Origin of the sequence: Pseudomonas aeruginosa (genome assembly GCF_001457615.1) — a bacterium.
In the GTDB taxonomy this organism is placed as follows: Bacteria; Pseudomonadota; Gammaproteobacteria; order Pseudomonadales; family Pseudomonadaceae; genus Pseudomonas; species Pseudomonas aeruginosa.
In genome coordinates this window covers 4,607,936-4,619,647 of the sequence record NZ_LN831024.1, presented here as the reverse complement: position 1 = coordinate 4,619,647, position 11,712 = coordinate 4,607,936, and the positions used below count along the sequence as shown (strand labels likewise).

The 11,712-nt window shown below is 64.7% G+C and carries 11 protein-coding genes and 1 other RNA gene; 5 read left to right on the top strand and 7 right to left on the bottom strand.

The genetic code is table 11. The annotated features are described in order from the left end of the window. Positions 1-2: 2 nt before the first annotated feature. The 4 genes from AT700_RS21215 to AT700_RS21205 form a co-directional block, all read right to left on the bottom strand. Positions 3-338 (bottom strand): TM2 domain-containing protein, encoded by a 336-nt coding sequence (locus AT700_RS21215; protein ID WP_003140884.1) that lies wholly within the window; start codon positions 336-338, stop codon positions 3-5. Between the two features lie 242 nt (positions 339-580). Then, complete coding sequence (locus AT700_RS21210) at positions 581-1,219, bottom strand: hypothetical protein (RefSeq protein ID WP_003119439.1); 639 nt, start codon at positions 1,217-1,219, stop codon at positions 581-583. 472 nt (positions 1,220-1,691) lie between these two features. Beyond that, positions 1,692-2,044, bottom strand: a transfer-messenger RNA (tmRNA) gene (ssrA, locus tag AT700_RS29815). Between the two features lie 61 nt (positions 2,045-2,105). Continuing rightward, entirely contained in the window at positions 2,106-2,984 is an 879-nt protein-coding gene (locus tag AT700_RS21205) for a hypothetical protein (protein WP_048521407.1), read from the bottom strand. 87 nt (positions 2,985-3,071) lie between these two features. On the opposite strand from AT700_RS21205, the gene AT700_RS21200 reads away from it, so the two are divergent. Next, positions 3,072-3,755, top strand: coding sequence for a TetR/AcrR family transcriptional regulator (locus tag AT700_RS21200; protein ID WP_003120766.1), 684 nt, complete (start codon positions 3,072-3,074; stop codon positions 3,753-3,755). Between the two features lie 108 nt (positions 3,756-3,863). Further along, a complete protein-coding gene (locus AT700_RS21195) occupies positions 3,864-4,805 on the top strand; it encodes an alpha/beta fold hydrolase (protein WP_003085798.1) in 942 nt (313 codons plus the stop codon). Between the two features lie 135 nt (positions 4,806-4,940). On the opposite strand, the gene AT700_RS21190 is transcribed toward AT700_RS21195, so the two are convergent. Continuing rightward, the gene (locus AT700_RS21190; RefSeq protein WP_003109433.1) at positions 4,941-5,774 is read right to left on the bottom strand and encodes a metal-dependent hydrolase; all 834 of its coding nucleotides are present in this window, start codon (positions 5,772-5,774) and stop codon (positions 4,941-4,943) included. Between the two features lie 124 nt (positions 5,775-5,898). Here AT700_RS21190 and oruR point away from each other — a divergent pair, with 124 nt between their 5' ends. The 3 genes from oruR (at position 5,899) to AT700_RS21175 (ending at position 8,480) form a co-directional block, all read left to right on the top strand. Then, positions 5,899-6,918 (top strand): ornithine utilization transcriptional regulator OruR, encoded by a 1,020-nt coding sequence (oruR, locus tag AT700_RS21185; RefSeq protein ID WP_003114220.1) that lies wholly within the window; start codon positions 5,899-5,901, stop codon positions 6,916-6,918. Between the two features lie 101 nt (positions 6,919-7,019). Continuing rightward, positions 7,020-7,661: an MBL fold metallo-hydrolase gene (locus AT700_RS21180; RefSeq protein WP_003085806.1), complete on the top strand. Its 642-nt coding sequence runs from the start codon at positions 7,020-7,022 to the stop codon at positions 7,659-7,661. Positions 7,662-7,766: 105 nt separating this feature from the next. After that, positions 7,767-8,480 carry an OmpA family protein gene (locus AT700_RS21175; protein WP_003085808.1) on the top strand — a complete coding sequence of 238 codons (714 nt, stop codon included), beginning with the start codon at positions 7,767-7,769 and terminating at the stop codon, positions 8,478-8,480. Positions 8,481-8,549: 69 nt separating this feature from the next. Here AT700_RS21175 and AT700_RS21170 read toward each other — a convergent pair whose 3' ends face one another. Both AT700_RS21170 and pta read right to left on the bottom strand, forming a co-directional pair. Beyond that, the gene (locus tag AT700_RS21170) at positions 8,550-9,464 is read right to left on the bottom strand and encodes an acyltransferase (protein WP_003085811.1); all 915 of its coding nucleotides are present in this window, start codon (positions 9,462-9,464) and stop codon (positions 8,550-8,552) included. Between the two features lie 126 nt (positions 9,465-9,590). Further along, on the bottom strand, positions 9,591-11,705 hold the full coding sequence (pta, locus tag AT700_RS21165; RefSeq protein WP_003114221.1) for a phosphate acetyltransferase: 2,115 nt from the start codon (positions 11,703-11,705) through the stop codon (positions 9,591-9,593). Positions 11,706-11,712: the final 7 nt, after the last annotated feature.

The window sequence follows — 11,712 nt, the reverse complement described above, 5'->3', positions numbered from 1 at the left end:
GGTCAGTCTTGAGGGTGCGACGCGGAAGCGCCGGCTACCTGCAGCGCTGCAACTTCCAGCCGGGCGTCGCGGCGGGTCTGCTCCGTATGGCCCTGGATGATGCCGGGAATCAGGAAGGCATCGACGATCCACCAGATGCCGGTAATGATCAGGGGGAACAGGGTGAAACAACCGATCAGCGTGATGATCAGTTGGGTAACCGCCGTGCCGGTTTTCCCCAGGTAGAAGCGGTGTGCGCCGAAACCGCCCAGGAAGAACCACAGAAGATAGGCGGTGCCGGTGGATTTCTGGGCGTTGGAAACTTTCTGCTCCACGAGCATTTCAGACTGTAGTGACATGAGTTTTCCCACTGATCCATGCGGAAGATATGGTGGGAATTGAAACGTTGCCAACGGTGTTTTTTCAAGCATCCAGTCTGAGGATATTTTTGATTTGTAGTTTTATTGCGGAACTCTGGAAGAGTCGGCCAGGAGTCGGAACTCCTGGACTTCGTAGAAGTTCTTGAAAGCAACTGGCGAGTGGCTGGGGTTTATTGGCGAAAGGCGTCCGGCCGGGCGCCTTTCGCTTTTGTCCGTTAACTTCATAGTGGCGTGGTTTCGAACTTTATCTTTTGATAGTTCTCGAAAATGAACCTGTCTTCCGGCGACAGGGCCGTTTCGTCGAAGGGCAGGATCGCGCCGTCATGCATGACCTTGTAGTCGCGAGAGGTGATTTTCGTCTCCGCCGTGGTGAATGTACTCATGAAGCGCTTATGGGCATCCCCCTGGAACTCCTTCCTGTGCTGGAGGAAGTAGGCGAAGTCCATGTGCCCGACCATGAAGACGATGCTCCAGTCCTTCCTGGCGGCCATGTCCCATTTCCACATGGCGGAGAGTTTCCGCCGAATGGCCTGGTCGGACTCCCTCAGGGCCTTCTTGAGACAGTCGAAGGCGTAGGTACTGTCTATGTCGAATTCGCAGATGGTCAGGTAGTTCACGAACTTTTCGCCGAAGACACAACTGGAGCCGAGGGTGAAAATCTCGTATCCCGGGTAATACCTGCGAAAGAAATCAAGTTCCGTCAGGAACCAGTCTTCCAGTGCGGGTCGGCTGCTCTTTCCGTAGACGTTCTTGACGATGTCTGGCGTATATTCGAACCCTTCGCTGGTGCAGGTCAGAACGTTCTTCTCATCTTTGGCGATGACTATCCTGTTTTTTGCTCCTTTCGGTTCCTTTTTCATTTTTCTTGTCCTTCGAGCGTCTGTGGAGGCCGGTTTATCGTGTTTTGGAATCTCTGTTTTAGGTTTCGCTTTCCAGGGATATAAGACGCCTGCTTACCCTGGTAGTGAGTGTCTAGCTCAAATTCTTTTTCTTTGCTTGACGAAAAGTATGCGTCGGTTTCTCGGAGGCTCGTTTTCTTGGGCGGGGAGTTTCGAACCTGAATCCATGAATGTTTTCCTGCCAGCGTTCCAGAACCTTGTTGGCGGCGGAATCGAACGGTCTCATTAACAGATTCGGGAAATATCATTCCACGCGTCCGCAGCCAAAAGGGCGGGCTGGCGAAGCTCGCCGGGTGCCGGTCACGGTAGGGGAGGGAGCAGCAAGGCGAGCCGGCAACAGGAAAGGCCCGGCGCTGGAGGAGCAGGCAAGGAACTGGGCAAAGAAAAAGCCCCTGAAATTCACTAGGAAAATCAGGGGCTTATCGTTTGCGTTTGGTGGAGCCGGGGGGATTTGAACCCCCGTCCGCCAGCTCTCCGCTATCGGTTCTACATGCTTAGCCAGCTCTACTGAGTTAACTCCGCGCCGCCCGAGTGGCAGGGTGCTTGGAGCGAGCTGTATGAGTTTTAGCCGTTACGTCTACAGCGAACTTGGCGGCGATCCTGTTCTATCTGACAGTCGTTTCGGGTTTACAGGCATCCCCTAGCGACTGCTAGCCGCATTAAGCAGCTAGAGCGTAGTTGTCGTCGTTGGCAACTATAAGTTTGCAGCAGCGAATTTACGAGTTCTGCTACCAGCTCGGCATGCCCCTCAAGTTTTGTTACCGGCGTCGAATCCTAATCGGCCCCAAAACCTTGACAGGTCGACGACCAGTTTACGGCAAAGGGCTGCGAGAGTCCAATCCGCCGCTCATAAACCTTTGACGCCGCTGGGTTTCCCCTCCGGAGGCGGGCTCAGGTCCAGGGCTTTGTCCGGTGCCTTGGCGTTCCGCCCGGGCGCCAGCTGTTTTTCCACGTCGGCCTGGATCGCCTGCAACACCGGTTGCAGGTCGCGCATGTTGTCGCGGACCTCGGGGTAAGGGTGGTCCTTGGCGAAAGCGGCGATGCGTTCCAGCAACTGGGCGCGCACCGGGGAGGGCAGGTGGATGAACAGCTCGGGCATTTCCTTGGCCAGTTCGGCGGAGTAGAGCACCAGGTCCTGGCGCTCGAACTGGGCGGTGAGGCCGAGGTAGTCGAGGGCGCTGCCGGTGAGCATCGCCGCGGCCGCCTTGGTTTCCTGCATGCCCTGCAGGCGCGCGAGGTTGCGCTGCTCGGCCTGGGACAGGGTCATCCAGAATTCGACGGTGAGGGTGAACAGGATCGACTGCTCGCGCAGCGAGTAGCTCATCAGGCCCAGCGCCTCGGCGCCGTAGGGCTGCTTGGCGGCGCGGAAATCGAAGTACAGGCGCATCAGCTCCTTGAGCTTGAACAGTACTTCGCGGGCCTCGTTCTGGCGGATCTCCAGGGGGCTGTAGATGTTCAGCTGCGGGCGGAAGTTTTCCTCGCTGACCATGCGCAGGTAGAGCGGCCCGGTGAATTCGCCGCTGCGTCGCGGCAGGGCGTTCTTCTGGGTTTCCTCGATCTTCTTCAGGGCGTCGATCAGCACCTGGTAGTCGTGGCTGTCCCAGGGCTTCTGGATGTCCGGGATGCGCTGGCCGAGGTAGTAGAGGTCGGCGGCCGCGAGCGGGCGGCCGAGAACCAGTAAAAGGATGGCCAGCGGCCAGAGCAGGCGGCGTGATAGGGTCGGCACGGACTTTCCTTGCGGGGCGCGTGGATCGGCCTAGGTTAGCGATGGCCGGGGCCGCCGTCACCCCGCGCTTCGATTGGGGCGGACGGGATGGCAACGGCGCAGTGGGACGGCTTGCAGGCGGTATTCGAGGACCTCGGCGGCTACGGCGCGCTGGCGCGCCAGGCGGCGCAGGGCGAGGGGCCGCTGGTGGGGCATCTGCAACGAACCAACATCCAGCTCGCGGCGATCCCGGTGTTCACCCGCAAGGGGATCGCCGAGACCACGGTCAACGACTTGCTGGAGGCGGCGCGGGTCTCGCGGCGGACTTTCTACAAGTATTTCGCCGGCAAGCTGGAGGTGCTGGAAAGCATCTACCACAGCGCCGTGCAATTGCTGCTGGCGCGCTTCGGCGGGCTGCGCAGCGAGGCCGGCAGCGACGAGGACTGGTTGCGGGCGATGGTCTCGCTGTTCTTCGACTACCACCTGGCGGTCGGTCCGATCATTCGCATGATGCAGGAGGAGGCCCTGCATGCCGGCTCGCCGCTGGCGGCGCACCGGCAGCGCGCGCACCTGAAGATTATCGAGCTGTGGGCCGAGCGCCTGGGCGCCCAGGGCGCGGCCCACGATGCGCTGACCTACCGGGTGCTGATCTGGGCGATGGAGGCGGCTTCGCTGGAGCTGCTCAATGCCAGCGACCCGCTGGAGCTGCCGCGGGTCAAGCGGGTGCTCGGCGACCTGCTGGTGGGTACGCTCTGTCCCCGCACCCAGGCTCCGACGAGATTGCAAGGGTAACAGCCGGGCAGTCGCCGCTCGCGCCTACAGAACCTAGGTTGGGCTCGCAGTCCGTCGTGGCCATGCTCTGATGCCCTGTCATAACAACAAGACGGGAGACGTGCGTCCATGTCCGCGACACCCTATCTGCTGCAACCGCCGCTGGCGGTCGGATTCGCCCGCCTGGGCTTCGGCTCTCTCTCGCTGGAGTCGTTGCGCGAACGCTACGCCGCACCGTCCAGCGGCTCGCGCTTCATCGAGCTGGACGGTTTCCCGCTGCACTACCGCGACGAAGGCAGCCGCGACAAGCCGGTACTGGTGATGATCCACGGCGTAGTGGCCTCGCTGCACACCTGGGACGACTGGGTGAAGGCGATGTCGCCGTACTTCCGCATCGTGCGCTTCGACGTACCGGGCTTCGGCCTGACCGGGCCGGGGCGTGACAGCCGTTACTCTGGCGAGCGCATGGTGGCGATCCTCGGCCAGTTGCTCGATTTCCTGAAGATCGACAAGGCCTCGATCGCCGGCAACTCCCTGGGCGGCTATATCGCCTGGAACTTCGCCCTGGCGCAGCCGCAGCGGGTGGAGCGGCTGGTGCTGATCGACCCGGCCGGTTACCAGATGCGCAAGGTGCCGTGGATGATCGCCTCGGCGGCGCTGCCCGGCTCGACCCTGGCGATGCCGCTGTGGATGCCGCGAGCGCTGATCGCCCAGGGCATCAAGGAAGTCTATGGCGAGCCGGGGCGGATCAAGCCGGGGGTGGTCGACCGCTACTACGATCTGAGCCGCCGCCCGGGCAACCGCAAGGGCATGATGGAGATCTTCCGCGTGTTGCTGAAGGTCAACCGCGAGGAACTCGGCACCTCTGGCGAACGCATCGCCCGGATCGTCGCGCCGACCCTGCTGATGTGGGGCGAACGCGACCGCTGGATCTCGCCGAAGCACGTACCGCTGTGGCAACGCGACCTGCCGGGGATCCAGGTGAAGACCTATCCGGGCGTCGGGCATATCCCCATGGAGGAGATTCCCGAGCAGACCGCGGCGGATGCACTGCGCTTCCTGATGGCCTGATCCCAGGCCGTCATGAAGAAGCCCGCGCTGGTCAGTCGCGGGCTTTTTCAATGCGTGGACGAAGGGCCGAAATACCAGGCAGGGCAGGGAAACGATGCATGCCCCTCTCGCGGCGCGGAGGGGCGGCGAGGAGGGTCAGGCGGCCTTCGGTTCCGGTTCGAACTGGTCGCGGTACTGCTCGATGAGGTGCAGGTTATTGTGCTGCCAGGGGTGGAAGTCCTTCTTGTAGAAGTCCAGGTACACGCCCACCAGCGAGCGGAACACGCCGTCCTTGCCCCACAGCCACTTGATGCCGTCGCGCCAGACCTTGAAGTTCCACAGCAGGCCGTCGCGCTTGAGCATGTGGACCAGGCCCTTGGTGGTGTCGAGGGCGAAGAAGAAGGTGCCCTGGACCATCGCCCGGCGGCGCAGCCTGGCCTTGCCGTTGACCAGCATGAACACGTCGTAGGCCACCGCCTTGTGCTCGGTTTCCTCCAGTGCGTGCCAGCGCCACAGGCGGGCCATGGTCGGGTCGGCGCCTTCCAGCCACCTGGGGTTGCTCAGCAGGCCGTCGGCCATGATCGCGGTGAGGTGCTCCAGGGCCGCGGTGGCCGCCAGTTGCCGCGACGGGTGCAGTTTCTGCTGGGCGAAGCGGATGCGCCGTTTGGCGCCGCCTTCCAGGCGGTCGATGTCGTAGCCGAGGGCGCGCAGGCGGTCGCTGTAGACCAGGTGCTCGCGGCTGTGGTGGCCTTCCTGGCCGATGAAGCCACGGATCTGTTGCTTCAGCGCCGGGTCCTCGACCCGTTCGCGGTAGTGGCGCACGGAGTCGATGAAGAAGCGCTCGCCATCGGGGAACAGCACCGACATGGCGTTGAACATGTGGGTCTTGAAAGCGTCGCCGCTGTGCCAATGGCGCGGCATCGGATCGGGCAGGTCGAAGTCCAGATGACGCGGGCGGATCTCCAGACCTTCGGGGGTGGTGCTGGCCATAGCGGCTCCCTGTGATGGTGAAGGACCATGGGATCGACTATCGCTTGCGGGGGATAGCCTCACAAGGTTATCTTCTGCCAACTTTCCGGTCATATCCGGCCAGCGGTCAGAACAATAAACAGCCATGAAACAACCGCTCAATTTCACCGCCGAACTGGTGCCGGTGGCCTATGCCGAGGCACTCCTCGATCTTGTCGCGGAGTACGGCGTATCCCGCCAGGCGCTGTTCGACGCTGCGCGGGTGCGTCCCGAGGTGCTGGACAGCCCGAACGGCCGCCTGTCCTTCCTCGACTTCAACCAGCTCACCTACAGCGCCCAGGCCCTGTGCGGCGAGCCGGCGCTGGGGCTGGTGCTCGGCCAGCGCCTGAACGTCTCCGCCCACGGCATCCTCGGCTACGCGGTGCTGTCCAGCGCCAACCTGGGCAAGGCCATCCAGTTCGCCCTCAAGTACTACCGGGTGCTCGGCCTGGCCTACGAACTGGAACTGGTGCTCGATGACGGCCGCGCCGAGTTGCGCGCGGTGGAGTCGATGCCGCTGGGCGCCGCCTCGGTGTTCGCCGCCGAGGGCCTGATGGCGACGCTGTATTCCATCGCCTGCTTCCTGGTCGGCGAGCCGTTGCAGGACGTGCGGGTCGGCTTCGCCTATCCGCCGCCGGCCCATGCCCGGCGCTACGCCGAGGTGTTCGGGGTGGCCGCGGAGTTCGAGCAGCCCTGGCACTGGCTGAGCATGCCCAGCGAGTACCTGGAACGACCGATGGCGCTGGCCAACCCGGCCACGGTGCAGATGTGCGAGCAGCAGTGCGAGGCGCTGCTGGCCACCCTGGACGTCCAGGAAGGCCTGCTGACCCGTGTGCGCCGCCTGCTGCTGGCGCGTCCCGGCGACTTCCCCGATCTCGAACAGGCCGCCCGCGAACTGCACACCAGCGGGCGCAGCCTGCGCCGGCACCTGTCGTCGTTGGGCACCACCTACCAGCAGGTCCTCGACGATGTGCGCAAGCGCCTGGCCCTGCAATACCTGACCACCACCCAGCTACCTCTGTACGAGATCGCCCTGCTGCTCGGCTTCAACGATTCGTCGAACTTCCGCCGGGCGTTTCGCAAGTGGACCGGCAAGCTGCCCAGCGACTACCGCGAAGCGCCCTGAGCCGACGCCGGCGATCCTCGGCAGCGGATGGATGTGCCATGCTTGGCGTTTCATAGAAATCCATGGCGCGCTTGCCGCGCCGACCGTGATCGGAGTCTTGCATGTCGACATCCCCCGCGCTGATCCGCGAAACCTTTCCCGTCGGGCCTTTGCAGTGCAACTGCACCATCATTGGCGATCCGCTGACCAGGAAGGCCATCGTCGTCGATCCGGGCGGCGACCACGAACTGATCCTGCAGCGCCTCGACCGCCTCGGCCTGCAGGTGGTCAGCATCATCCATACCCACGCGCACCTGGATCACTTCCTCGCCTCCGGCGAGATGAAGAAGCGCACCGGCGCCAGCCTGCACCTGCACAAGGACGACCAGTTCCTCTGGGACAACCTGGAGATGCAGTGCCAACTGTTCGGCGTGCCCTACACGCCGGTGCCGGCCCCGGACCGCTGGCTGGCCGACGACGAGGAACTGGCCTGCGGTTGCGGAGTGGCACTGCACACGCCGGGGCATACGCCGGGCTCGATGAGTTTCTGGTTCCCCCGGGCGAAGCTGCTGATCGCCGGCGACACCCTGTTCCGCCGTGGCATCGGCCGCACCGACCTGTGGGGCGGCGACTCGGCGGCGATCCAGCGTTCGATCAGGCAGCGTCTGTACAGCCTCGACGAGGACGCCACGGTGGTCGCCGGCCATGGCCCGGACACCACGCTGGGCGAAGAGATGCGCGAGAACCCCTTCGTCAGGGGCTGAAAAGGATTTTTCCGAGCATCGGGAATTTTGCCACTTGGCTATGCTCTAAGATATCGGCCGCCCCTCACGCAGGGGCGTTTCAGTACCTCGAGGAGTAGTTTTCCCATGTTCACCTCCCGTTGCCTGCCTCTGGCCGCAGCCGTCACCGCACTGGCGCTGCTCGCCGGTTGTGCCAACAACAACCCCTACGACACGCAAAGCCAAAGCCAGGGTGGCATGAGCAAGACGGCCAAGTACGGCGGACTGGGTGCGCTGGCCGGCGCCGTCGCCGGCGCTGCGATCGACCACAACAACCGTGGCAAGGGCGCGCTGATCGGCGCTGCCGTTGCCGGCGCGGCCGCCGCGGGTTATGGCTACTACGCCGACAAGCAGGAAGCCGAGCTGCGTCGGCAGATGGAAGGCACCGGCGTGGAAGTGCAGCGCCAAGGTGACGACATCAAGCTGATCATGCCGGGCAACATCACCTTCGCCACCGATTCGGCGAACATCGCCCCGAGCTTCTACGCGCCGCTGAACAACCTGGCGAACTCGTTCAAGCAGTACAACCAGAACACCATCGAGATCGTCGGTTACACCGACAGCACCGGCAGCCGCCAGCACAACATGGACCTGTCCCAGCGTCGTGCGCAGAGCGTGGCCGGCTACCTGACCGCCCAGGGCGTCGACGGCACCCGCCTGAGCACCCGCGGCATGGGCCCGGACCAGCCGATCGCGAGCAACTCCACTGCCGACGGTCGCGCGCAGAACCGGCGCGTCGAGGTCAACCTGCGACCGGTTCCGGGCGCCCAGGGCCCGGCGCAGACCCAGCCGCAGTACTGATCGCGGCCTGGACGAAAAAGCCCGCCATTCGGCGGGCTTTTTCATGGGCGCTGGTCGGCGCTCTTCGTCCTACGCCTTGGCGTTACCGGGAAACTCGCGGTGCAGGCTGTCGAGCAACTGGTCCTTGCGCTCCCACAGCTGGTTGACCCATTGCTGGAATTCCGCGCGGTAGCCGGCGTCCTGGTCGTAGCTCTTGCCGACGAACTGGCGCGGAATCTCCAGTTCCTCGAAGCGCACCACGACGTCCTTCAGGCGTCCGGAAAGCAGGCACCAGAAGGTCGGGCTGCCGTCCGGGTAGTGGATGGTCACGTTGACCAGGGTCTTCAATTGCTCGCCCATGGCGTCGAGGACGAAGGCGATACCGCCGGCCTTGGGCTTGAGCAGGTGGCGGAACGGCGACTGCTGCTCGTCGTGCTTGGCGCGGGTGAAACGGGTGCCTTCGAGGAAGTTGAACACCGCTACCGGGATGCGGCTGAACTTGGCGCAGGCCTTGCGCGTGGTCGCCAGGTCCTGGCCTTTCTTCTCCGGGTGCCTGGCCAGGTAGGCCTTGCTGTAGCGCTTCATGAAGGGGAAATCGAGGGCCCACCAGCACAGGCCGATGATCGGGACCCAGATCAGTTCCTGCTTGAGGAAGAAGCGCAGCAGCGGGATGCGTCGGTTCAACTGGTATTGCAGGACGAGGATGTCGACCCAGCTCTGGTGGTTGCTGGTGACCAGGTAGGAGTGTTGGTACTCCAGGCCCTCCAGGCCCTGGACGTTCCAGCGGGTGCGCTGGACCAGGTTCATCCAGCCCTTGTTGCAGGCGATCCAGCCTTCGGCGATCAGGCTCATGATCTTGCTGCACAGGCGCTGGGCGGCGGCGAACGGCAGGAGCAGCTTGACCAGGGTCATGCCGAACAGCAGGCAGGCCCAGCACAGGGTGCTGGACACCAGCAGCAGGCCGGCCAGGGAGCCGCGCAGGAAATGGGGGAGAAACGACAGCATCAAGGAGTCCTTGTACGTAGGCGCCCGGCCAGGGCCGGGCGCGTGGAGCGGGGCGTGGTCCCGCCGTTCACATGGCACATCCTCGTGCCTGGCCGAAGCCAGTGCCGCCCACTGGGCGGCGTTCCTTCAGGCCGGGGCCTGGGCGTCCGCCTGGATGGCGGTGAGGGCGATGGTGTAGACGATGTCTTCCACCAGCGCGCCGCGCGACAGGTCGTTCACCGGTTTGCGCAGGCCTTGCAGCATCGGCCCGACGCTGACGCAATCGGCGCTGCGCTGCACCGCCTTGTAGGTGGTGTTGCCGGTGTTCAGGTCGGGGAAGATGAACACCGTGGCCTGCCCGGCCACCGGGCTGTTCGGCGCCTTCTGGCGGCCGACGCTGGCGATGGCGGCGGCATCATACTGCAAGGGTCCGTCGATCAACAGGTCGGGGCGCTGCTCGCGCGCCAGGCGGGTGGCCTCGCGAACCTTGTCGACATCCACCCCGGAACCGGAGTCGCCGGTGGAGTAGCTGATCATCGCGACCCGTGCCGGGATGCCGAAAGCCTGCGCCGACGCGGCACTCTGCACGGCGATCTCGGCCAGGTCACTGGCCGAAGGATCGGGATTCACCGCGCAATCGCCGTAGACCAGCACCTGGTCCGGTAACAACATGAAAAACACTGACGACACCAGGTTGTAGCCGGGCGCGGTCTTGATCAGTTGCAGCGCCGGGCGGATGGTGCTGGCGGTGGTGTGGATGGCGCCGGAGACCAGGCCGTCGACCTCGTCCAGGGCAAGCATCATGGTCGCCAGGACCACGCTGTCCTCCAGTTGCTGCTCCGCCATCGGCGCGTTCAGCCCCTTGCCCTTGCGCAGCTCGACCATCGGTTCGACGTAGCGCTGCCGCACCAGGTCAGGGTCGATGATCTCCAGGCCTTCCGGTAGCACGATGCCCTGGGCCTGGGCCACTGCCTGGACCTCCTCCGGCTTGGCCAGCAGCACGCAGCGGGCGATGCCGCGCGCCTGGCAGATCGCCGCCGCCTGTACGGTGCGCGGCTCGCTGCCCTCGGGCAGGACGATGCGCTTGCCGGCCTTCTGCGCGCGTTGCACCACCTGGTAGCGGAACGCCGGCGGTGACAGGCGCAGCTCGCGCGGCGTGCCGCAGCGCTGCTTGAGCCATTCGAAATCGATGTGCCCGGCGACGAACTCGGTGACCCGCTCGGCGCGCTCGCGGTCGTCCACCGGGATTTCCTTGTTCATCCGGTTCAGGTTGGTCGCGGTGTCGTAGGAGCCGGTGGCCACCGACAGCACCGGCAGGCCGCCCTGCAGGGCGCCGCGGCAGAGTTCCATGATCCGCGGGTCGGGCGGGAAGTCGCTGCACAGCAGCAGGCCGGCCAAGGGTACGCCGTTCATCGCGGCCAGGCTGGCGGCGAGGATGATGTCGTCGCGGTCGCCGGGGGTCACCACCAGCACGCCGGGCTTGAGCAGTTGCACGGTGTTGGGCACGGCGCGGGCGCATAGCACGATCTTCTGCACCCGGCGCTGCTCGTAGTCGCCGGCGTTGATCACCCGTGCGCTGAGCAGGTCGGCGATGTCGCGGGTGCGCGCGGCGTTGAGTTCGTCCTGCCAGGGAATGCAGCCGATCAGGCGGAAGTCGTCGCGCAGCAGCGGCGAGTGTTCAGTGAGGCGCCGGGCGAAGTCCGCCACGCCGTCCTCGGCGTTGGCCGCGTCGGCCTCGCCGCGGACCTTGTTGAGGATCACCCCGAGTACCTTCGGGTCGCGCGGGCCGCCGAACAGCTGGGCCTGGATCTCGATACGGTCGGTCAGTTCGGTGAGCGTCTCGTTTTCCGGCGCGGAGACCAGGATCACCTCGGCGTCGAGACTCTTCGCCAGGTGGAAGTTGACCCGCGCGGCGTAGCTGGCGTGACGGGTCGGTACCATGCCTTCGACGATCACCACGTCCTTGTCGGCGGCGGCGCGCTGGTAGAGGCTGATGATCTCTTCGAGCAGTTCGTCCAGTTGGCCGTCGCCGAGCATGCGCTCGACCTGGGCCAGCGGCAGCGGCTTCGGCGTATCCAGGCCGTGGGTGCGCGCCACCAGTTCGCTGGAGCGCTCCGGGCCGAGGTCGCCGGGATGCAGTTGGGCGATGGGTTTGAAGAAGCCAACCTTCAGCCCGGCGCGTTCCAGGGCGCGAAGCAGGCCGAGGCTGATCGAGGTGAGGCCGACGCCGAAACCGGTCGGGGCGATGAAGAAGGTATGCATCTGGGCT